Source organism: Catellatospora sp. NPDC049133, from assembly GCF_040648455.1.
Taxonomy (GTDB): Bacteria; Actinomycetota; Actinomycetes; order Mycobacteriales; family Micromonosporaceae; genus Catellatospora; species Catellatospora aurea.
In genome coordinates, this window is the sequence record NZ_JBEZDT010000046.1 from 17,442 (window position 1) to 39,097 (window position 21,656).

General features: G+C 72.3%; 22 protein-coding genes. 13 read left to right on the plus strand and 9 right to left on the minus strand.

Translation table 11 applies throughout. The features are described from left to right. Positions 1-77: 77 nt before the first annotated feature. The 4 genes from AB0B35_RS36575 (at position 78) to AB0B35_RS36590 (ending at position 3,866) form a co-directional block, all read left to right on the plus strand. Complete coding sequence (locus AB0B35_RS36575) at positions 78-650, plus strand: sigma-70 family RNA polymerase sigma factor (RefSeq protein WP_361054844.1); 573 nt, start codon at positions 78-80, stop codon at positions 648-650. Further along, positions 647-1,294, plus strand: a complete 648-nt coding sequence (locus AB0B35_RS36580) for a hypothetical protein (protein WP_361054847.1) — start codon at positions 647-649, stop codon at positions 1,292-1,294. Before AB0B35_RS36575 ends, AB0B35_RS36580 begins: the two co-directional genes overlap by 4 nt. Before the next feature lie 126 nt (positions 1,295-1,420). Next, positions 1,421-2,614 (plus strand): MFS transporter, encoded by a 1,194-nt coding sequence (locus AB0B35_RS36585; protein ID WP_361054850.1) that lies wholly within the window; start codon positions 1,421-1,423, stop codon positions 2,612-2,614. A gap of 244 nt (positions 2,615-2,858) precedes the next feature. After that, positions 2,859-3,866, plus strand: coding sequence for a hypothetical protein (locus AB0B35_RS36590; protein WP_361054853.1), 1,008 nt, complete (start codon positions 2,859-2,861; stop codon positions 3,864-3,866). A gap of 53 nt (positions 3,867-3,919) precedes the next feature. On the opposite strand, the gene AB0B35_RS36595 is transcribed toward AB0B35_RS36590, so the two are convergent. Then, positions 3,920-4,834 carry a GntR family transcriptional regulator gene (locus tag AB0B35_RS36595; RefSeq protein WP_361054856.1) on the minus strand — a complete coding sequence of 305 codons (915 nt, stop codon included), beginning with the start codon at positions 4,832-4,834 and terminating at the stop codon, positions 3,920-3,922. Positions 4,835-5,003: 169 nt separating this feature from the next. Here AB0B35_RS36595 and AB0B35_RS36600 point away from each other — a divergent pair, with 169 nt between their 5' ends. After that, on the plus strand, positions 5,004-6,194 hold the full coding sequence (locus tag AB0B35_RS36600; RefSeq protein WP_361054858.1) for an FAD-dependent monooxygenase: 1,191 nt from the start codon (positions 5,004-5,006) through the stop codon (positions 6,192-6,194). A gap of 73 nt (positions 6,195-6,267) precedes the next feature. On the opposite strand, the gene AB0B35_RS36605 is transcribed toward AB0B35_RS36600, so the two are convergent. The 6 genes from AB0B35_RS36605 to AB0B35_RS36630 all read right to left on the minus strand — a co-directional run bounded on the left by AB0B35_RS36605 (position 6,268) and on the right by AB0B35_RS36630 (position 11,179). Next, positions 6,268-6,492 (minus strand): hypothetical protein, encoded by a 225-nt coding sequence (locus AB0B35_RS36605; RefSeq protein WP_361054861.1) that lies wholly within the window; start codon positions 6,490-6,492, stop codon positions 6,268-6,270. 94 nt (positions 6,493-6,586) lie between these two features. Beyond that, the gene (locus AB0B35_RS36610; protein WP_361054864.1) at positions 6,587-6,808 is read right to left on the minus strand and encodes a hypothetical protein; all 222 of its coding nucleotides are present in this window, start codon (positions 6,806-6,808) and stop codon (positions 6,587-6,589) included. 38 nt (positions 6,809-6,846) lie between these two features. Continuing rightward, positions 6,847-7,428, minus strand: coding sequence for an antibiotic biosynthesis monooxygenase (locus tag AB0B35_RS36615; protein WP_361054867.1), 582 nt, complete (start codon positions 7,426-7,428; stop codon positions 6,847-6,849). A gap of 13 nt (positions 7,429-7,441) precedes the next feature. Further along, a complete protein-coding gene (locus tag AB0B35_RS36620; RefSeq protein WP_361054870.1) occupies positions 7,442-9,673 on the minus strand; it encodes a xanthine dehydrogenase family protein molybdopterin-binding subunit in 2,232 nt (743 codons plus the stop codon). Continuing rightward, the gene (locus AB0B35_RS36625) at positions 9,670-10,665 is read right to left on the minus strand and encodes a xanthine dehydrogenase family protein subunit M (protein ID WP_361054873.1); all 996 of its coding nucleotides are present in this window, start codon (positions 10,663-10,665) and stop codon (positions 9,670-9,672) included. The genes AB0B35_RS36620 and AB0B35_RS36625 overlap by 4 nt, the downstream gene beginning before the upstream one ends. Further along, complete coding sequence (locus AB0B35_RS36630) at positions 10,652-11,179, minus strand: (2Fe-2S)-binding protein (RefSeq protein WP_361054876.1); 528 nt, start codon at positions 11,177-11,179, stop codon at positions 10,652-10,654. The genes AB0B35_RS36625 and AB0B35_RS36630 overlap by 14 nt, the downstream gene beginning before the upstream one ends. A gap of 192 nt (positions 11,180-11,371) precedes the next feature. Here AB0B35_RS36630 and AB0B35_RS36635 point away from each other — a divergent pair, with 192 nt between their 5' ends. Together AB0B35_RS36635 and AB0B35_RS36640 are read left to right on the plus strand one after the other, a co-directional pair. After that, positions 11,372-13,771, plus strand: a complete 2,400-nt coding sequence (locus tag AB0B35_RS36635) for a phosphoketolase family protein (RefSeq protein WP_361054879.1) — start codon at positions 11,372-11,374, stop codon at positions 13,769-13,771. Between the two features lie 4 nt (positions 13,772-13,775). Beyond that, complete coding sequence (locus AB0B35_RS36640) at positions 13,776-14,699, plus strand: universal stress protein (protein WP_361054882.1); 924 nt, start codon at positions 13,776-13,778, stop codon at positions 14,697-14,699. Positions 14,700-14,843: 144 nt separating this feature from the next. Here AB0B35_RS36640 and AB0B35_RS36645 read toward each other — a convergent pair whose 3' ends face one another. Both AB0B35_RS36645 and AB0B35_RS36650 read right to left on the minus strand, forming a co-directional pair. Then, entirely contained in the window at positions 14,844-15,098 is a 255-nt protein-coding gene (locus tag AB0B35_RS36645) for a hypothetical protein (protein ID WP_361054885.1), read from the minus strand. Positions 15,099-15,548: 450 nt separating this feature from the next. Then, positions 15,549-16,193: a hypothetical protein gene (locus AB0B35_RS36650; protein ID WP_361054888.1), complete on the minus strand. Its 645-nt coding sequence runs from the start codon at positions 16,191-16,193 to the stop codon at positions 15,549-15,551. A 101-nt stretch (positions 16,194-16,294) separates the two neighbouring features. Here AB0B35_RS36650 and sulP point away from each other — a divergent pair, with 101 nt between their 5' ends. The 6 genes from sulP to AB0B35_RS36680 all read left to right on the plus strand — a co-directional run bounded on the left by sulP (position 16,295) and on the right by AB0B35_RS36680 (position 21,605). After that, complete coding sequence (gene sulP / locus AB0B35_RS36655; RefSeq protein WP_361054891.1) at positions 16,295-17,986, plus strand: sulfate permease; 1,692 nt, start codon at positions 16,295-16,297, stop codon at positions 17,984-17,986. A 62-nt stretch (positions 17,987-18,048) separates the two neighbouring features. Further along, positions 18,049-18,705 (plus strand): phosphoribosyltransferase family protein, encoded by a 657-nt coding sequence (locus tag AB0B35_RS36660; protein WP_361054894.1) that lies wholly within the window; start codon positions 18,049-18,051, stop codon positions 18,703-18,705. After that, positions 18,702-18,974, plus strand: coding sequence for a DUF1876 domain-containing protein (locus AB0B35_RS36665; protein WP_361054897.1), 273 nt, complete (start codon positions 18,702-18,704; stop codon positions 18,972-18,974). Before AB0B35_RS36660 ends, AB0B35_RS36665 begins: the two co-directional genes overlap by 4 nt. 48 nt (positions 18,975-19,022) lie before the next feature. Next, positions 19,023-19,487, plus strand: a complete 465-nt coding sequence (locus AB0B35_RS36670; protein WP_361054900.1) for a universal stress protein — start codon at positions 19,023-19,025, stop codon at positions 19,485-19,487. 143 nt (positions 19,488-19,630) lie between these two features. Beyond that, positions 19,631-20,260 (plus strand): DUF899 family protein, encoded by a 630-nt coding sequence (locus AB0B35_RS36675; RefSeq protein WP_361054902.1) that lies wholly within the window; start codon positions 19,631-19,633, stop codon positions 20,258-20,260. A gap of 232 nt (positions 20,261-20,492) precedes the next feature. After that, the gene (locus tag AB0B35_RS36680) at positions 20,493-21,605 is read left to right on the plus strand and encodes an acyltransferase (RefSeq protein ID WP_361054905.1); all 1,113 of its coding nucleotides are present in this window, start codon (positions 20,493-20,495) and stop codon (positions 21,603-21,605) included. The last annotated feature ends 51 nt before the right edge of the window (positions 21,606-21,656 follow it).

The window sequence follows — 21,656 nt, forward strand, 5'->3', positions numbered from 1 at the left end:
CAGCATCGGTCGGCGGCGTTCGCGAGATGATCTGCGCCGACCGGTAACCCGAGCGCGGCAGGTGGACATTCCCGGGTATGGAACCAGACAACGCGGCCGCCAGAGGGCGCTTCGAGGAGCTGTTCGACGCCCATTACGCGGAGCTGACGCGTTTCGCCACTCGTCGGGTGGGCCCCGACGCGGCCGGGGACGTCGTCTCCGGCACGTTCCTCGTCGCCTGGCGGCGCTTCGCCGAAGTGCCCGCCGAACACCCCCGGGCCTGGCTGTACGCCACCGCGCGGCACGTGATCGCCAACGAGCTGCGGGCCCGCGCCCGCCGGGAGCGGCTGTCCGCCAAGGCGGCCGTCGACGCCGACGCCACCGTGGACGACCACGCCGGGCAGGTCGGCGAGCACCTGCGGGTGCGCGCCGTGCTGGCCGGGCTCTCCGAGGCCGATCAGGAGGTCCTGCGCCTGACCGAGTGGGAGGGCCTGGAGGTGGCCGAGGTCGCCCTCGTGCTGGGCTGCAGCCGGACCGCGGTGAAGGTGCGCCTGCACCGTGCCCGCAAGCGCTTCGCGGCCCGGCTGCTGGCCACGGAGGAACCCGCCGCCCAGGCGACATCCCGCCCGCCCATGCCGTCGATCGTCGCCGAAGGGAGCACCAGCTCATGAACGACCGCAGCAGCACCGCCCTGGCCCGGCTGAGGGCCGCCGACCCGGCCCCGCCCGCGCCGCACCCGCACGACCCGTACGCCCGCGCCATGCTCGACCGGGTGCTGACCGCCGAGGACAACCCGCCCGTCCGGCCGCGCCCGGCACGCCGCCGCCTCGCGACGGCGCTGGCCGGGATCGCCGTGTTCGCGGCGGCCGGGGTGCTGGCGGTGGCCGAGCCGTGGGCCGCGCCCGCGTACTCGGTCGGGGTGAACGCCGATGGCTCGGTGGTGGTGAGCTTCCGGGCCGATGAGCTGACGGACCCGGCACAACTGAACGCCGAGCTGGCGCGAGCCGGAGCGCGGACCGTCGTGATGGGCATGGTGCCCGCCGACCAATGCGCCGAGCAGCCGCCGGTGGATACGACGTACGAGTTTCCGCTGCCGGGGACGCCGGAGCACGCCACGTCCCCGATCGACTACCAGCTGCGCGACGAGGGCGTGTACGTCGTCATCCGTCCGCAGCACATCCCGGCCGCGGACCAGCTGGTCATCGGCTACGCCATCGATGAGCAGGCACACCGCACGATGGTGCGCCCGTGGGTCGTCGTGACGGTGCCGCAGTGCCTGGCCCGTCCGACGCCGCCGGGCGGCCCTGCGAACTGACCGTCGCCGGCCGTTGTGACCCCGCGCTCCGGACCGGCCGCGGGGTCACGACGCGAGTCCGCGCGGATTGCGTCCGATCGGGAGTCCCGCCAGGCTTGGGGGCATGGCGACTCACGGGGGACGGCGATGACGCCGCCGGTGCGCAGGCTCGGCCGGATCTACGCGGCGCTGCGCGCCTGTGACGAGGGTGTGCTGTTCTTCCCCGTGTACACGCTGCTGATGGCCGATGCGGGCCTGTCCACCGCGGAGCTGACCTCGCTGCTGGTGATCTGGAGCGCGGTCGCGTTCTCGTTGGAGGTGCCGTCGGGGGCATGGGCGGACACGTACTCCCGCCGCAGGCTGCTGGCCTTCGGGGCGCTGCTGCGCGGGGCAGGGTTCGCGATCTGGTTCCTGTGGCCGACGTACGCCGGGTTCGCGGTCGGGTTCGTGCTGTGGGGAGTGCGCAGCGCGATCAGCTCCGGGACCAAGGAGGCGCTGCTCTACGACGAGCTGGCGGCCGAGGGCGCGACGGACCGCTACACCGCGCTCGCGGGGCGTGCGGCGACGGTGGCGATGGTGTCGATGCTGGCCGCCAGCGCGCTGGCCGCCCCGGCGTACGCCCTCGGCGGTTTCGGGCTGATCGCCGCGGGCAGCGTGCTGGCCTGCCTGGGCAGTGCCGCGGCGGCGCTGGCCCTGCCCGAGCAGCCCCGGGCTCGCCGTGAGTCGGCCGGCGGGCGGGCCTACCTGCGTAATCTCCGGGACGGTTTGGCGGAGGTGCGCAGGAACCGGCGGGTGTGGCACGCGGTGCTGATCACCGCTGCCGTGCCGAGCCTGAGCGCGCTCGACGAGTACGGGCCGCTGCTCGTACGTGACCTGGGCGTGGCGACTGCCGGGGTGCCCCTGGTCATCGCGGCGCTGATCGCGGCGATGGCACTGGGCAGCCTGCTGGCCGAGCGCTGGCGGGCGACGCCGCTGGCGACCGGGGTGACGATCGCGGTGGCCGGGACGGCGCTGGCGGTCGGGGCGCTGACCGGGGGAGTGGCCGGGCTGGTGCCGCTCGCGGTCTGCTTCGGACTGTTACAACTGACCCGGGTGCTGACCGAGGCGCGGCTGCAGCACACGATGAGCGGGCACACCCGGGCCACCGTGCTGTCGGTGTCGGGGTTCGGCGCGGAACTGGGCGCGCTGGCCGTGTACGGGGCGTTCGGGTTCGGCTCGCTGTGGCTGGGCATCGCGCCGCTGGCGGCGCTGTTCGCCGTGCCGATCGTGCTGGTAGGGCTCGCCGCGGTGCGCTGGCTGCCCGGTGACCCGGCGCCGGAGGTCGCCGCCGAGCCCGCCTGAACGGCAGTCCCTGGCGCTGGCCTGTCCCCGGCCGCGCCGGGAGTGGTGTCTCGGCGTGTGGGCACATCTATTTTGATGTGCCCACATCAAAATAGATGTGAACGCCGCCGCCGGGACCTGTCCGCGCACGGGCGAGATCTTCGATCACCGTCCACCGGCGATTCGCCGCGCGGCCATATGCGACGGCCGCCGTTGGACATAGCATCTGCATCCATCTATCGACACGGATGCAGGGAGAGCACTCATGCTCGACAGGTTCAGGACCACCGGGCGATCCCTGGTGGTGGCTGCGCTGACGGCCGCGCTCACGACCGCTGGGCTGGCCGTTCCGGCGCCGGCCGGCGCGGCGGTGACCCGGGCGCAACTGGCGCTGCGCTGGGCGCCGATCCACTACCAGGACGTCGACGCCACCGGCAGCCACGCGCTGAGCGGCAAGTCGGACTACATCACGAAGGTCGACTTCGACGGCGACCTCAACGGCCGCAACAACTGGGACCGCACCGGCCAGGCCGGGGTCTCACTGGCCGCGCACGCCTACTACTCCGTCGTGGAGACGAGCACCCACTGGTACCTGACCTACCTGTTCTTCCACCCGCGTGACTGGACCGACCACCCGTTCTTCGAGACCGAGCACGAGAACGACGGTGAGGGCGTGCTGCTGGTCGTCGAGCGCGACGGCTCCGACTACGGGGTGCTGCGCGCGGCGGTCACGGTCGCGCACACCGACTTCTTCTCGTACACCCCGTCCGGCAGCACCTGGTCAAGCGGCCGGGAGAGCGTCGACGGCACCCTGCAGCTGCAGTCCTCGCCGCACGACGGCTTCGCGCACCCGGTCACCGCGCAGGAGGCCAAGGGCCATGGCCTGAAGGCGTACCCGCAGTACAGCATCAACGGCGACGGCATCGTGTACTACCCGTCCACCGTCGCCGAGACGCCGAGCAGCGGCGACGACCGCGACGTGCGATACCAGCTGATCGACATCTTCGCGGCGGGCGGGCTGTGGGCGCAGCGCGCCAACACCAGCCTGTTCGCGAGCGCGGGCACGTTCGCCGGGGACGACTCCGGCGACTGCGGCGCGGGCACCTACGACTGCACCACCAACTCGGCCAACGCGCCGTGGGGCTGGGACGACGGCAACGACCTGCCCGGGCGCGGCCAGCTCGCGACCGACCCGGCCAAGCTCGCCGTGGAGTACTTCACCATCCCCGGCACCCTCTCCCGCACCTACACGGCCAACCCCTACCAGTCCTGAACGAAGGAAGGGCACCTTCACATCGCCATGCGTTGTGCAAGGTGCCCTTCCCATCACTTCGGCAGGATGCCCTGCAGGAAGCGGGGCAGGCCGTAGTCGAAGACGGCGTCGAGGGCGAGTTCGAAGTCGGGGATCTCGGCGACCCGGCCGACCATCGGGAAGCGCCCGGAGTCGACCAGGTCGTCGAAGGCCTGGCCCTGGCGGTCCATCCACTCGTCGCTGGTCATGCCGGTGTGCTGGGCGGCTTGCGCCTCGGTGGCGAAGCCCATGGCCAGGCCGCGGACGAACGCGAACACGGCCAGGTGGATGTGCATCATCTCGGTGACCGACAGGCCGAGCGGGGCCAGCGCGGCGAGCGCGAACTCGGTGTACTTGATGCCGTGCGGCGCCAGCTCCGGCCTGGTGATCGACATCGCCGGGGCGAGCCAGTGGTGCCGGCGGAAGATGCCCCACAGCTGACGGTTGACCAGGGTGAGCTGCGCGTGCACACCTTTGGGCGGTACGGCGGGCAGCGGCGCTTCGGCGAACGCGGCGTCGATCATCAACCGGACGAGGTCGTCCTTGCCGCGGACGAAGCGGTAGAGGCTCATCGTGGCCAGCCCGAATTCGGTGGCCAGCCGGCGCATGGACACCGCGTCCAGGCCTTCGGCGTCGGCCAGCGCCATCGCGTGGCGTACCACCTGCTCGCGGGTCGGTTCGGCGGCGGCCGGGCGCGGCCGCCGTTCGCGCCGGGCGGGTTCGGTGGGCCTGTCGCGCTCGGCGACCACGGTGCCGACCCCGCGCACCGCCTCGACCAGCCCTTCGGCGCGCAGCGTGGCCAGCACCTTGGTGGCGGTGGCGATCGCCACGCCCCACTCGGCGGTGATCTGGCGGGCCGAGGGCACCCGGTCGCCGGGGCGCAGCTGCCCGCCGTCGATCTGGGCCCGGATCTGCCCGACGATCCGCCGAAACGGTGCTTCGGTGCTCACGCGTACTAGTACACCAGATCCGTCCTGGTGGGCGCTCACCGCGCCCACCTCGTCCGGTGTACTAGGTCGTGTACTAGTACACTGATGGCCTTGTTGCAGCTCAAGGGTCCGCCTCTCTACGGTGTTCTCAACGGCGCGTACAGCGTACACAGAGACTGGGGAGAGACCGATGAGGAAGAACACCGTACTGATCTCGGGTGCGAGCATCGCCGGGCCGGCACTGGCGTACTGGCTGCACCGGCACGGCTTCGCGGTGACCGTGGTGGAACGCGCCCCCGGCATCCGGCCCGGCGGGCACGCCGTCGACATCCGCGGCGTCGCCAAGGACGTCTGCGCGCGGATGGGCATCATGCCCGCGATCACCCGCGCCCGGGTGCACGAGGAAGGCTTCGCCTGGGTCGACGGCACCGGCCGGCGCACCTCGGAGATGCCCGCGACACTGGCGGGCGGCGAGGGCATCGTCGCCGAGTACGAGATCCTGCGCGGCGACCTCGCCGACATCCTCCACGACCTGACCAAGAGCGACGTCGAGTACCGCTTCGGGGACCGGATCACCGCGCTGGCCGACGGCGCGGACGGCGTCAAGGTCGAGTTCCGCAGCGGCCGCGCCGAGGTCTACGACCTGGTCGTCGGGGCCGACGGGGTGCACTCCGGGGTCCGCGGGCTGGCCTTCGGACCGGAGCAGCAGTTCATCAAGCAGCTCGGCGCGTACACCGCGTACTTCACCATGCCCGCGCAGACCGACCTCGACCCGCACTGGTTCCTCATGCACGGCATCCCCGGCGGCCGCTGCGCGGGCATCCGGCCGGAGAACGAGCACACCGCCAAGGCGATGCTGACGTTCCGCTCGGCCGGGCACGTCGTCGACCCTCGCGACGTGCAGGCGCAGAAGCGGCTGCTGGCCCAGGTGTACGCGGGCGACGGCTGGCGCGTGCCGGCCATGCTCGACGCGATGTGGGACGCCCCCGACTTCTACTTCGACGTCGTCGGCCAGGTGCACATGCCGCACTGGACCTCCGGCCGGGTCGCGCTGCTGGGCGACGCGGGCTACTGCGCCTCGCCGATCAGCGGCCTGGGCACGAGCCTGTCCCTGGTCGGCGCGTACGTGCTCGCCGGGGAGCTGGCCGCGGCCGGCGGTGACCACGTGCCCGCGTTCACCGCGTACGAGGAGCGGATGCGCGGTTATGTCGAGCAGTGCCAGAAGCTGCCGCCCGGCGGGGTCGGCGGCATGCTGCCGATGTCGGCGGCCGCGATCCGGCTGCGCGACGTCAGCACCCGGGTGATGACCCGCCGCCCGTTCTCCCGTCTGCTGCGGATCCAGGCCGGCAAGGCCGACGCGATCACGCTCAAGGCCTACTGAAACCGGTCGTCCCGGGAGCCCGTACGGCTCCCGGGACGACCGGCGTTCGGTGAGGACACGGCCAAGGTTCGGGTCAGCGCGGCTCTCCGCCGGAGGCGCTGCTGCCCCGCGATCCGCCGACCGCCCCGTGGCGGGATCTGATCGCCTTCTGCAGGTCGGCCAGCTGCCGGGACAGCCGGACGAGCTCCGCGATGAGGTGTCTGCCCCGCTGGCGCAGGACGGCGATGTCGCCGTCGAAGTCGGCCGTGCCGGCCCGCCGTAGCGTCTCGTTCCCGTTCGGCTTGTCGGCCCAGCTCATCTCGTGCTCCTCTCCATCGGGTCGCACCTACCCCGTCCCGGCCGTCCGAAACAGCCTGTTTCCGTGCGATCGGGGAAACCCTCGGTGACGCCGGTCAGGAGGCGGGCGGTCCGAGCACGAGCGGGGCGCTCAGCGGGGCGGCGAGGCTCGCGTCGGCGATGGCGGTCCCGTCGGGGCGCAACGTGAGCACGCCGTCGTCGAACTTGGCCAGCAGCGTGTCGGCCGTGGCCCAGACCGCCGGATACGGGAACGGCTTGGCCTCGCCGGTGCCGGTGTCGACCAGCACCTGGTCGCCTTCCTTGAGGATGTAGGCCAACGTCGATCGAAATGGGGGGTGGCCGCGAGCGCGCTGGGTCAGCGGCGGTCGTACAGGAAGCCGCGCAGGGTCTGGCTCAGCCAGGGCATGACCAGGTAGGTCAGGATCGGCGCCAGCAGCATCGGCAGGATCGCGGCGCGCACCACCAGCGGCAGCGGCAGCTCGCTCAGGTGCTCCGCGCCGAGCAGCTGGAAGACCAGCACGCACGGGTACACCCCGAGGAACGACACGATCGCCATCTTCCACCGGGGCGGGGGCAGCACCGGGCGGCCGGGCAGGCTGAACCAGGTCTCCATGCCGGTGGTGGTCTCCCGGGGCTCGGCCTCTTCGGCGATGCCGGCCAGATGCCGTACCACCACCTCGCGCTCCGGTGAGGTCAGCCACCGGCTCAGGTCGCGGCCGTTGCGGAAGCGCAGCACGCAGTGGTAGACCGCCTTGTCGCCAGGTGCGGTGTGCCGCGGGCGCAGCCAGGTCACGCCCTGGTGGCCGGGGAAACGCGAGGACGCCGCGTTCACCTCTTCCAGCCATCGTTCGAAGTCGGGCTCCCGGCCGGGCACGACCGCCCAGGTGAACAGCACCGAGACGGGTTCGTCGTCGGGCACGGGAGCGGGTTCGGTCACCGGCGGCCCTCGGCTACAGCAGGTCTTCGACGGTGATGGGCAGCCGGTGGTGCCGGCGGCCGGTGGCGTGCCAGATCGCGTTCGCGATCGCGGCGGCCGTGCCGACCATGCCGACCTCGCCGACACCTTTGACGCCCAGCGGGTTCACCACCGTGTCCGTGGTCTCGATCGTCTCGATGAGCACGTCGGGGGCGTCGGCGTTGACCGGGACCAGGTACTCGCCGAGGCTGGTGTTGGCCCAGCGGCCGTCCGGGCCCATGATCGTGCCCTCCAGCAGGGCGTGGCTCATGCCCCACAGCATGCCGCCCATCAGCTGGCTGTGCGCGGTCTTGCGGTTGAGCACCCGCCCGGGGTCGAACACCCCGATGAGCTGCCGCACCCGGCACAGGCCCAGCTCGGCATCGACGGCCACCTGCGCGAACTGCGCGCCGAACGTCATCGTGCCGTACGGGGTGTCCATGCCGGGCGGGTTCCACGTGCCCAGCGCCTCCGCGTCGGCCATGAACGAGCGCTGCAGCAGCTCGGCGTAGGTCTCCCCGGTGCCGGGCCGGTCCCGCAGCGCCATCCGGCCGTCGCCTACGACCACCTGCCTCGGGTCCGCGCCGTGCAGTGGCGAGCGCTCGTCGGCGACGGCCTGGGCGATCAGCTGGTCGCGCAGCGCGGTCGCGGCGATGTGCACGGCGGCGCTGACCATGCCGGCCCCGGCCGAGCCGACGGCGGCGGCGGTGTTGGGCAGGTCGCTGTCGCCGTACTGGACGCGCACGCGCTCCAGCGGCAGGCCCAGGCCGTCGGCGGCGACCTGGGTCATCGCGGTCGCCGAGCCGGTGCCGAAGTCGGCGAAGCTGGACTGCACCACGGCGCTGCCGTCGGCGAAGATGCGGGCGCGGGCGCGCTGCGGGCCGCCGGGCGGCGTCACCGGGTACGCGGAGCTGGCCATGCCCCAGCCGAGCAGCCAGTTCCCGTCGCGTACGGCGCCCGGCCGCGGGTCGCGTTCGGACCAGCGGGCGAGCTCCGCGCCGCGCCGGTAGCAGTCGCGCAGGCCCTTGCTGGACCACGGGTGCCCGGTCGTCGGCTCGGTCTCGGCGTAGTTGCGCAGCCGCAGTTCGAGGGGGTCGAGGTCGAGCTTTTCGGCCAGCTCGTCCATCGCGGTCTCCATGACGAACATGCCCGACGCCTCGCCGGGGCAGCGGGTGAACGTCGGCGTCATGGTGTTCGCCTTGATCAGGCTGTAGACGCCCTCGTAGTTCGGGCAGGCGTACATCTGCGACGCCACGCTCAGCGACGGCTCGGCCCAGTCGTCGAAGTGCGAGGTGGGGGAGAGCTTGTGGTGGCGGATCGCGGTCAGCCGCCCGTCGCGGTCGGCGCCCAGCGTCAGCCGCTGCTCCTGCTCCTCGCGGTGCCCGACGGAGCTGAACATCTGCTCGCGCGACAGGGCCAGCCGCACCGGCCGGTGCACGGCCCGCGCGGCGAGCGCGGCCAGCGCCGGATGGTCCCAGATCATCGCCTTGCAGCCGAAGCTGCCGCCGACGTAGTCGGTGACCACCCGGATGTGCGACGGCATCACGTTGAGCAGCTCGGCGACGGTGTGCAGGGTGGCGTTGGGGCCCTGGGTTCCGTCGTACAGGGTGAGCCGGTCGCCCTCCCACACGGCCGTGGTCGCCGAGCACTCGATCGGGTTGTGGTGGTTGGCCGCGCAGTGGTACGTGTTCTCCACGGTCACCTGCGCACGGTCGAGGGCCGCCGCCACGTCCCCGCGGGTCGTCCGGCCGGGCATGAAGCCGGCGAAGATCCTTTCCGGCTCGTACGCCCGGTCGCGTCCCTGCTCGACGGTGGTGACCGACGCCGTCTCCTGGTAGGTCACCCGCACCAGCCGGGCCGCGTGCTCGGCCTGGTCGAGGGTCTCGGCGACGACCAGCGCCAGGTGCTGCCCGGCGTAGTGGATCACCTCGTCCTGCATCGGGAAGAACGTCTGCCCGGACGCGGCCGCCCCGAACAGCGACGGCAGCAGTGGCGGGACCGAGCCGCCCTTGGGCAGGTTCAGGTGGTGCAGCACGGCGAGCACGCCCTCGGCCCGCTCCGCGTCGTACGTGTCGAGCAGCTCCACCCGGCCGCTGGGCACCCGGGAGGTGACCAGCACGGCGTGCGCCAGGCCGGGCAGCGCGACCTCCGCCGAGTAGCGGCCCGCGCCGGTGACCTTCGCGTGCCCGTCGACCCGGTCCAGCGGACGCCCGATCGCGGTGCTCATGCGGCTCCTCCTCGCGCGGTGAGGGTTTCCAGCGCCCGGACCATCGTGCGCTTGGCCAGCTCGATCTTGAAGGCGTTCATGGCCTGCGGCACCGCGTCGGCCAGCTCCGCCTCCGCGGCGCGGGTGAACGTCTCCCGGGTCGCGGGCGCGCCGCGCAGCACGTGCTCGGCCTTGCGGGCCCGCCACGGCTTGGTGGCCACCCCGCCCAGCGCCAGCCGCACCTCGGCGACCGTGCCGTCGGTGACCGTGAGCGCGCAGGCCGCCGAGGCGAGCGCGAACTCGTACGACTCCCGGTCGCGCACCTTCAGGTAGAGCGAGTTGCGGGCGGTCGGCAGCGCCGGGACCTCGATCGCGGTGATCAGGTCGCCGTGGTTGAGCGGGTGCTCGCGCTCGGGGGTGTCGCCGGGCAGCAGGAAGAAGTCGTCGATCGCGACGGCGTGGTGGCCGCCGGAGTTCTGGAAGTGGATCATCGCATCGAGCGCGACCAGTGCCACCGCCGCGTCCGACGGGTGCGTGGCGATGCAGTGCGGGCTGGTGCCCAGCACGGCGTGCCCGCGGTTGACCCCGGCGATCGCGCTGCACCCGGTGCCCGGCGCGCGCTTGTTGCAGCAGGCTTCGGCGTCGCGGAAGTACGAGCAGCGCACCCGCTGGAGCATGTTGCCGCCCATGGAGGCCATGTTGCGCAGCTGCGCAGACGCGCCCAGCAGCAGCGCCTCGGACAGCATGGGGAAGCGGTCCACCACGACCGGGGACAGCGCGACGTCGTTCATCCGGGCCAGGCCCCCCAGGCGCACCGCGCCGTCGGGCTGCACCTCGATGTGGTCGATCGGCAGGTCGTTGATGTCGACCAGGCGCTGCGACGGCTCGGCGTAGATGCGCAGCATGTCGATCTTCGTGGTGCCGCCGGCCAGGTACGCGCTGGTCGGGTCGGCGGCGACGGTGGCGATGGCGGTCGCCACGTCCGCCACCCGCGAGTAGCTAACCGGCCGCACGACCCACACCTCCCACGCCGTCTCGCACGTCGCGGATCGCCGTGCGGATGTTCGGGTACGCCGCGCAGCGGCAGATGTTGCCGCTCATCCACTCGCCGATCTCGGCGTCGGAGCCGGCGTGCCCCTCGGCCAGCAGCGCAACCGCCGACATGATCTGCCCCGGGGTGCAGTAGCCGCACTGGAGGGCGTCCTCGGACAGGAATGCCTTCTGCATCGGATGCAGGCTGCCGTTCTCGGCCATGCCCTCGATCGTCGTGACCTCCCGGCCCTCGCAGGCGATGGCCAGGGTCAGACAGGCCACCACGCGCCGCTTGTCGACCCACACCGTGCACGCGCCGCACGCGCCCTGATTGCAGCCCTTCTTGGCGCCGGTCAGGTTCATGTGGTCGCGCAGGCAGTCCAGCAGGCTGACCCGCGGCTCGATGCGCACCACGTGCGTGGCGCCGTTGACGTTGAGCACCACGTCGACCCGGCCCGGTCCCTGCACGGCGTCCGGCAGATGGGAAGCCACCATCGCTCCTCCTCTTCCCGCACTTCAGGCCACGCTATAGCAGCCAGACGGTGATACCAGGGCGAATACGTATAGTTCGGCCACGCGGTGGCGGCCCCGGTCACCGCGCCGAGCTGAACGGCCGAGCTGCGAAGACGCGCCGGGAAAGCGGACAATATGCCTGCACGGCGGCTTGCGGCGCGCGAGGATCGGCACATGACGGTGACAGAGCGACCGGGCGCCGGGCACACCGCCGGTGTGACGCATCTGCGTGATGACGATCTGAGCAGGCTCGACGCCTGGTGGCGGGCGGCCAACTACCTGACCGTGGGCCAGATCTACCTGATGGCCAACCCGCTGCTGCGCGAGCCGCTGCGCCCCGAGCACATCAAACCGCGGCTGCTGGGCCACTGGGGGACGAGCCCGGGTCTGAACATGCTGTGGGCGCACCTCAACCGGACCATCACCAACCGGGACCTCAACGCGATCTTCATCTGCGGCCCGGGCCACGGCGGCCCGGCGATCGTGGCGAACACCTGGCTCGAGGGCACCTACAGCGAGCTGTACCCGAGCGTGGACCGCAGCGAGTTCGGCATGGGCCGGCTGTTCCGCCAGTTCTCGTTCCCGGGCGGCATCCCGAGCCACGTCGCGGCCGAGGTCCCCGGGTCGATCCACGAGGGCGGGGAGCTGGGCTACTCGCTGATGCACGCGTACGGCGCGGCGCTGGACAACCCCGGGCTGCTGGTCGCCTGCGTGATCGGCGACGGGGAGGCCGAGACCGGGCCGCTGGCGTGCAGCTGGCTGGCCAACACGTTCCTCAACCCGGTCAGCGACGGCGCGGTGCTGCCGATCCTGCACCTCAACGGGTACAAGATCGCCAATCCGACGGTGCTGGCCCGCATCCCCGAGGCCGACCTGATGTCGATGCTGCAGGGATTCGGCTACCACCCGATCCTGGTGTCCGGCAGCGACCCGGTCCGGGTGCACCACGAGCTGGCGTACGCCCTCGACCTGGCGCTGGACGAGATCGCCGCCATCCAGTCGCACGCCCGCCAGGGCGCCGACGGCGAGCGCCCGCGCTGGCCGATGATCGTGCTGCGTACCCCCAAGGGCTGGACCGGCCCGAAGGTCGTCGACGGCGTGCCCGTCGAGGGGACCTTCCGGGCGCACCAGGTGCCGCTGGCCGGCGTGCGCGACAACCCCGCGCACCTGGCCGAGCTGGAGCAGTGGATGCGCTCGTACCGGCCGGAGGAGCTGTTCGACGCCACCGGCGCGCCGATGGGCTTCCTCGCGCCGCTGGCCCCGCGCGGCTCACGGCGGATGAGCGCCAACCCGCACACCAACGGCGGCCTGCTGCTGCGCGACCTTGTCCTGCCCGACATCCGCGGGTACGCCGTCGACGTGCCCCAGCCCGGCGTCCCGCAGGCCGAGGCGACCCGGGTGCTGGGCGTCTGGCTGCGCGACGTGATCCGGTCCAATCCCGACCGGTTCCGGCTGTTCGGGCCCGACGAGGTCAACTCCAACCGGCTCGGCGCGGTGTTCGAGGTGACCGACCGCGAGTTCGACGCGCGCATCTTCGACGGCGACGACCACCTCGCCCCGACCGGCCGGGTCATCGAGGTGCTGTCGGAACACCTGTGCCAGGGCCTGCTGGAGGGCTACCTGCTCACCGGCCGGCACGGCCTGCTGACCAGCTACGAGGCGTTCATCCACGTCGTCGACTCGATGGTGAACCAGCACGCCAAGTGGCTGAAGGTGACCCGCGGCATCGAGTGGCGGCGGCCCGTCGCGTCGCTGACCTACCTGCTGTCCAGCCACGTCTGGCGGCAGGATCACAACGGCTTCTCGCACCAGGACCCGGGCTTCATCGACCACATGGTCAACAAGAAGGCCGAGATCACCCGGATCTACCTGCCGCCGGACGCGAACACCCTGCTGTCCACGATGGACCACTGCCTGCGCAGCCGCGACTACGTCAACGTCGTGGTGGCCGGCAAGCAGCCGCAGCCGTCCTGGCTGAACATGACCGACGCGGCCCTGCACTGCCGACGCGGCCTGGGCATCTGGGCCTGGGCGGGCAACGACGCCGGGGGCGTGCCGGACGTGGTGATGGCCTGCGCGGGCGACGTGCCGACGCTGGAGACCATGGCCGCGGTCGACCTGCTCCAGCGCTACCTGCCGACGCTGCGGGTACGCGTGGTCAACGTGGTCGACCTGATGCGGCTGCAGCCCGAGACCGAACACCCGCACGGCCTGCCCGACCCGCAGTTCGACGCCATCTTCACCACCGACCGGCCCGTCGTCTTCGCCTACCACGGCTACCCGAGCCTGATCCACCGCCTCACCTACAAGCGCCGCAACCACCACAACATGCACGTGCGCGGATACAAGGAGGAGGGCACCACGACCACGCCGTTCGACATGGTGATGCTCAACGACCTGGACCGGTTCCGGCTCGTCATCGACGTCATCGACCGGGTGCCGGGGCTCGGCGTCACCGCGGCCGGGCTGCGCCAGTACATGACCGACGCGCGCCAGCGGGCCCGCGACCACACCCGCGCCTACGGCCAGGACGCCCCCGACATCACCGACTGGACCTGGCCGGGGCGGGCCTGAGCCGATGAACAGCCTCGACGCAGGCGCCGGTCCCGCGATGAACACCGAGGACGGCGGCGCCCGCCCCGTCGTGGTCGGCGTCGACGGCTCGGCGTCGTCGCTGACCGCGGTGCGCCTCGCCACCCGCGAAGCCGCCTGGCGCCACCTGCCACTGCGTATCGTGCACGCGTTCATCTGGCCGCTCATGCACGTCAAGATGGGCCCGTCCGAAGCGGGCCCGCACGAGGGCGGACTGCGCCACGACGCCGAACGCCTGCTCGCCGAAGCCGCCGCCGCGGCGGCCCAGACCGACCCGTCGGTGTCCGTGCTCACCGACCTGGTCACCGGCGCACCGTCGCCGGTGCTGCTGCGCGCCGCCCACGACGCGGAACTGCTCGTCATCGGCGACCGCGGCCTCGGCGGCTTCACGGGCCTGCTGGTCGGCTCGGTGGCGGTGCAGTGCACCGCGCACGGGCGCACCCCGGTGCTCGTCGTACGCGGCGAGGAACGCGGCAGCGGGCCCGTCGTCGTCGGCGCGGACGGCTCACCCGACTCGGCCCCGACCGTCGAGGCCGCGTTCGCCCAGGCCGAGATGCGCAAGGCCGAGCTGACCGCGGTGCACACCTGGACCCGCGCCGGCGGGCACGCGCACGGCGAGCACCACGACCACAGGCACGACAGCGCGACCGTCGCCGAGGAGGAGGGCCACCAGCTGGAGGAGGCCCTGGCCGAGCAGCGCAAGAACCACCCCGACGTGACGGTGCGCGAGCACCTGCTGCGCGGCAAGCCGGCCAAGGTGCTGGTGGACCTCAGCAAGCAGGCCCAGCTCGTGGTCGTCGGCGCGCACGGCCGCGGCGGCTTCACCGGCCTGCTCCTCGGCTCGGTCAGCCACCAGGTCCTGCACCACTCCCACTGCCCGGTCCTGGTCGTGCCCCGCGCGCCCGGCTGACCCCGCGACGGGCCGTCCTCGATCATCCGACTTGCCAGGCACCTGTGCGTATCTTGACCCGTCGTTCGCCCAGGTGCCTGGCAAGTCGGTGGACCTTGGTGCGCGATCCGCCCGCACCGTGCCGGCCGGGGACGGTCGAGGTGGTTACGCCTCCTCCACGTCCTCGTCGTCGTCCGGTTCCTCCGGGCGGAGCCGGAGTCCTTCCGGCGTGCGCAGGAAGGCCGTCTCGAACGGGCGTCCGCCGATATGTGCTGCCAGCAGCACCGGTTCGGGGTGGGCCGCCTGCACGCCCGGCCCGACGATCACGTTCCAGGTGTGCAGGCAGATCAATGGTCGGCCAGGGTCTGCCGCGTAGACCAGAGTGGTCGGCCACGGCGAGCCCGCGCGGCCGTACGGCAACGACGACTCGCCGAACGCCGGACAGGGTCCGGTCGGCCGTACACCAGTCGGGCAGCCGCGCCAGCAGGTCGGCGTGCTCCGCCGCCGTCAGCCGGCGCTCCACGTCCAGCCAGCCGACGCGGTGGGCGAACTCGGCGTACATCGACGCCATGACCTGGTCGGGCTCCGGGTCGTCCGGCATCACTCGCTTGGCCGTGCCGAGCACGCCGGTCGGCAGGAACAACCCGCGTTCGCGCAGGTCCCCAGTCTCGCGGTGCCACTGCGCCTCGATGCCGTCGGCGTATGCCAGCGCTTCGAGGAGCATACGCAGGGTGCTCTCGCCGCCCCACATGCCCGGCCGGCGCAGCGCTTAGTTGACCTTCAGGCGAAGGTGCGCGCGGATCTCCTCGGCAGATCTGGTCATCCGCCGACACGATCACAAGCGTTGCCCGGCCCGCGCAGCGGGGTGAGTCAGGTACCGGCCCGCACGGCGATCGCCGGGTCCAGCACGCCCGAGGAGTCCCAGCCGGGATCGTCGCCGTCCGGGTCGACGACCGCCCCGAGGAATGCGACCTCCACCGTTCGCAGCCCTTCGACCAGCGCTGCGAACGGGTATGCGGCGCTGAATCGCGCCTGCGTGCCGCCCACCAGCAGCACCGACAGCACCGAGCCGTCGTCGAACGGCAGGCCGGGGTGGACGTCGCCGCCCCAGTACAGAACCGGGACCTCGGCGTCGCCGTCGGCGAACCGTCCCGCCCCGGCGAGCATGAGCAGGTCGGTCTGGGCGGCGTAGTGGTCGGCGTGGTAGTCGTACAGGTAGATCTCCAGCGCGCCCTCGTGGTGGCGGGCGAGCGTGTACCCGCCGGCGGCCCGCGCCGCGAGCAGGTCCAGCGGGGTCCGGGTCCGGTTCGCGCGGTAGGTCGCGGCGGCGGCCGGCGAGCCGGCGATCTCGGTCAGGTCCCAGTCGGGCGTGGCGTCGGCCGCCGCCCAGTTGCGCCACATCTCGTCCGGGTTCGCGATCACGCCGAGGTCCGGCGGCGGCGTGGACAGCCACGTGTCGAAGCCGTCGCGCGACATCGGCATCCGGGTCGCGAGCATGTAGGACCGTCCACCCACCGGGAACCTCCGTCGTCGTAGGACCCGCCCGACCGTAGCCGATCATGTCCGGGTCCCGGCGGCGGGGTTTCGCGCAGAGGTGCCATGCGGTAAAAGTGACCATGGCCGACAGACCACGATGGATTCCGCAGGCGCCCGGTGTGGTGACGCTGCGGGCGTACGACCGCGGCTGGCTGCGCGGGGACGTGCTCGCCGGGGCGACCGTCGCGGCGTACCTCATCCCGCAGGTGATGGCGTACTCCGGACTGGCCGGCCTGCCGCCCGTGGCGGGACTGTGGGCCGCCCTGCCCGCGCTGGCGCTGTACGCCCTGCTCGGCTCGTCGCGGCAGCTGTCGGTCGGCCCGGAGTCCACCACGGCGCTCATGACGGCCACCGTCATCGCCCCGCTCGCGGCGGGCGACCCCGGCCGGTACGCGGCCCTCGCGGCGGGCCTGGCAGTCATCGTCGGCCTGCTGTGCCTGGTCTGTTGGGCGATCCGGCTCGGTTTCGTGGCCGACCTGCTGTCCAAGCCGATCCTCGTCGGCTACATGGCGGGCGTCGCCATCATCATGATCATCGGTCAGCTGGAGCGGCTGACCGGCATCCCGGTCGACGGTGGCACGCTGCTCGGCGAGGTGTGGTCGTTCATCAAGGGCATGGGGCAGCTCCACCTGGCCACGGTGGTGCTCGGCGCACTCGTGCTGGCCTTCCTCTACCTGGTCCAGCGGCAGTTCCCGAAGCTGCCCGGCCCGCTGCTGGCGGTGCTGCTGGCCACCGGGGCGACCGCGCTGTTCGGCCTGCAGGACTACGGCATCGCGACGATCGGCAAGATCCCATCGGGGTTGCCGTCGCCGGCGTGGCCGGACCTGACCGACTTCGCCGACCTGCTGCTGCCCGCCGTGGGCGTGATGCTGGTCGGCTACACCGACAACATGCTCACCGCCCGCGCGTTCGCCGCCCGGCACCGCCAGGAGGTCGACGCCGACCAGGAACTGCTCGCCCTCGGCGTGGCCAACCTCGGGTCGGGCGTGCTGCGCGGCTTCCCGGTCAGCAGCAGCGGCAGCCGCACCGCGCTGGCCGACGCCGCGGGCGCGCGCAGCCAGGTGTACTCGCTGACGGCGCTGGTGCTGGTGATCTGCACACTGCTGTTCGCCAGCCCGGTGCTGTCGGCGTTCCCGACCGCCGCGCTCGGCGCGATCATCGTGTACGCCGCGCTGCGCCTGATCGACCTGCCCGGCTTCCGCAAACTCGCCGCGTTCCGGCGCAGCGAGCTGCTGCTGGCGCTGGCCGCGTTCGCCGGGGTGCTGCTGTTCGACATCCTCTACGGCGTGCTGGCCGCGGTGGCGCTGTCGGTCGCCGAGATGCTGGCCCGGGTCGCCCGGCCGCACGACGCGGTGCTGGGCATCGTGCCCGGGGTGGCCGGCATGCACGACGTCGAGGACTATCCGCAGGCGCGCACCGTGCCCGGTCTGATGATCTACCGGTACGACTCGCCGCTGTTCTTCGCCAACGCTCAGGACCTGCGCCGCCGGGCCCTGGCGGCGGTCGGCCAGGCCCCCGGCGTCAAGTGGTTCGTGCTCAACGCCGAGGCGATCGTCGAGGTCGACATCACCGCCATGGAGGCGGTCGAGGAGCTGCGCAACGAGCTGACCCAGCGCGGCATCGTGTTCGGCATGGCGCACGTCAAACAGGAGCTGATGGACGAAATGGTGTCATTCGGCCTGGCCGAGGCGGTCGGCCGTGACCGGATCTTCCACACCCTGCCCACCGCCGTCGCCGCATTCCGCGCCGAACATCCGCAGACCTCCGTCTGAGTCACGAAAGTCCTGGTCACGAAGGCTTCCGGGGGACGACCATGGTGGGGGAGGGTGCCGCCATGTTCCAGAACCGCACGGACGCCGGGCACCGCCTGGCGCAGCGCCTGACCTGGCTCCACGACGCCGACGTCGTCGTGCTCGGGCTGCCCCGCGGCGGCGTCGTCGTCGCGGTGGAGGTCGCCCGCGCCCTGAACGCGCCGCTCGACGTGCTCGTGGTGCGCAAGCTCGGCGTGCCGTCCCAGCCCGAGGTGGCCATGGGCGCGATCGGCGAGGACGGCGTACGGGTGCTCAACCCCGGCGTGCTGGACGCGATCGGGATCACCCCGGCCGCCCTCGACCGGGTCGAGCAGGCCGAACGGGCCGAGCTGGAGCGCCGGGTGCAGCGCTTCCGGCACGGCCGCGATGCCGAGTCGCTCGCCGAGCGCACGGTCGTGATCGTCGACGACGGCGTCGCCACCGGTGCCACCGCCCGCGCCGCTTGCGAGATCGCCCGCGCCCGGGGCGCGTCCCGGGTGGTGCTGGCGGTGCCGGTGGCCGCCGCGGACACCGCCGCCGAGCTGCGTACGGTCGCCGACGAGGTGGTCTGCGTGGAGACCCCGGACCTGTTCATGGCGGTCGGTGAACGCTACGCCGACTTCCGGCAGACCTCGGACGAGGAGGTCGTGGCCCTGCTGGAGGGCTCGGCGCACATCCTGGAAGGGGGGCACCCGCAATGACCGTGCTGAAGCGCTGGAACATCGAGGTGTTCGTCGGCGAGGACGAAGGACGCACCTATGCCGAGGCCAGAATGCTCGACGACGAGGTCGGCGGCCGGCTGATCGGCGTCGGGCGGGCCAAACTCAACCCGGACGACCGGGACGTCCCCGAGATCGGCGACGAGCTCGCCGTCGCGCGGGCGCTGTCCGACCTCGGCCACCGCCTGCTGGTCGTCGCCGCCGGTGACATCCAGCGGGCGACCCGGGAGAAGGTGCGGCTCACACACTGACACGCCATGGCGCGTTAGCGCCGACCGGTCGAGGGTAGGGGGCGCGGCATGACGAACTTCCGGATCGTGGTCGGGGTCGACGGTTCCGAGGGCGGCCGGCGCGCGCTGCGCTGGGCGGTGCACGAGGCGGCCGGCCGCGGCGGCACCGTGCAGGCCGTGGCGGCCTGGCGGTGGGACGATACCGACGACGACGTCATCGCCACCCGAGCCCGCGACCTCGCCGGCGACATGCTCGACCGGGAACTCGGCGCGCTGCCCTCGTTCCAGCGCGAGGGCGTCGCGATCGCGGGGGAGGTGGTCGAGGGCCGGCCCGCCGACGTGCTCGCCGCCGCGGCCGCCGACGCCGACCTGCTCGTGCTCGGCAGCCACGGCACCAGCCGGCTGATGCACACGGTGCTCGGCTCGGTCAGCGAGGAGTGCATCGGCAAGGCCAACTGCCCGGTCGTGGTCGTGCCCGTCGGCCACGAACTGCCCCACGCCGCGGACCTCGCCGTCCCCGACCCGGCGGCCTGACCCGGCCGCCGCCGGAGATCATCGGACTTGCCAGGCACCTGGCCTTATCTTGAGCGGCAGTTCGACCAGGTGCCTGGCAAGTCGAGTGATCATGTGGGCGGACCGGGACAAACGTGTCGGACGGGCCGGGCAGTATGACGGGTATGGACAAACCGACGATCGTGAGCGCCGAGGAGTGGCAGCAGGCGCGTGACGACCTGCTCAAGGCGGAGAAGGAGCTGACCCGCGCCCAGGACGCGCTGGCCGCCCGGCGTCGCCGGCTGCCGATGGTGAAGTTCGACCGGCCGTACGTCTTCGACACGCCCGAGGGCGGCCGGAGCCTGTCCGACCTGTTCGACGGCCGCGGCGAGCTGGTGGTGTACCAGTTCATGGACCGCGGGCCCAAGCACTACTGCCCCGGCTGCACCTGGTTCACCGACAACGTGCCGGTCCACGCGCTGCCCCTGCTGGCCGCCCGCGGCATCACCTGGAAGACCGTGTCCAACATGCCGCTGGCCCAGATCGAGGCGTACAAGGCCGAGCGCGGCTGGACGCTGCCGTTCGTGTCGTCGCACGGCACGTCCTTCTCCGACGACTGCGGCGCGGGCGGCGGGTTCATGCTCAGCGTGTTCCTGCGCGACGGCGACGACGTCTACCGCACCTACAGCACGACCGCCCGCGGCGTGGACCGGCTGAACTTCGCCGCCAGCATCATGGACCTGGCGCCGTACGGGCGCATGCAGGACTGGGAGGACTCCCCGGACGGCTGGCCGCAGCACCCGACGTACGGCTGAGCCTGGTCGACCCGAAGTGGCGGCCGTCCCTGGCGGACGGCTGCCGCTCGCCTGCAGTGACGGGTTCCCGTCGCCCCGGTCCGCGCGCCGCGCCCCGGACAGCGGTGCGCGGCAAGGAGATCCGCCCTGGTGAAGCCGCGCAGGACGGCGGGCACGGACCGGGTCGGACGGTGTCGCCGTCGGTGAACGGCCGATGGCGTGCGCCCGACGCCGCACGTTAGAGTCTGCGTCCGTGACGCCACTGTCCGCCGCGATCGACCCGCGCAAGAACTCCCTCAACGCCCTGCGGCTGCTGCTCGCCGCCGCGGTGATCGTGTCCCACGCGCCTCAGGTGGCCGGGTGGCGCGACCCCTACAAGTGGGGCGACCTGGAGATCGGCGGCTGGGCGGTGGCCGGGTTCTTCGCGATCTCCGGTTGGCTGATCACCGGTAGCCGGCTGCGGCTGGACATGCGACAGTTCCTGTGGAACCGGGTGGTGCGCATCTACCCCGGCTACTGGGCGGCGCTGGCGGTCACCGCGTTCGTGCTCGCGCCGATGTCGCTGGCCTTCGACGCGGGAGCGTCCTGGGACCCCGTGTCGGCGCTGCGTTATGTGTTCGCGAACGCGACCCTGGTCGAGGTCCAGCAGAAGATCCAGCACACGCTGCTGGGCGCGCCGTACGACGCGACCTGGAACCTGTCGCTGTGGACGCTGATGTACGAGTTCGCCTGCTACGTGGGCGTCGGCGTGCTGCTGTCGTTCGGGTACGCGCGCCGCGAGCGCTGGGTGACCCTCGCCGTGTTCGCCGTGCTCGCAGCAGGGACCGCCGTCTTCGAGTTCACCGACGCGGACGTGCCCGGCATCGTGAACATGAGTTTCCGGCTTGGCGGCTTCTTCCTGGCCGGCGCCGTGCTCAAGCGGTACGCCGACGTGATCCCGTCGGTGTGGTGGCTGGCCGTCGCGGCGACCGCCGTGCTCGGCGTGCTGTGGGCGACCGAGACCGTGAAGGCGTTCGCCGCGCTGCCGCTGGGCTACCTGACCATGTACCTGGGCGCGCGGCTGCCGCTGGACAAGGTCGGGCGGCGCAACGACATCTCCTACGGCGTGTACATCTACGCGTTCCCGCTGCAGCAACTGCTCGCGATGGCCGGGGCCACGGCGTGGGGCGTGGTCGGCTACATCGCCGCGACCCTGGTGGCGGTCGTGCCGTTCGCGGCGGCGAGCTGGTTCCTGGTGGAGAAGCCCGCGCTGCGGTTCAAGGACCTCGGCCGCCGTGGCACGGCCGGCCGGCCCGCCGTGCCACCACAGGCGGGGGCCCCGTCCCCGGCCGACGTGACCATGGAGATCCCGGTCGCCCGGCCCTGAGTCCGCCCGGTCTCCGGCAGCGGCCCTGCCGGACGCCCGACCGGTGACACA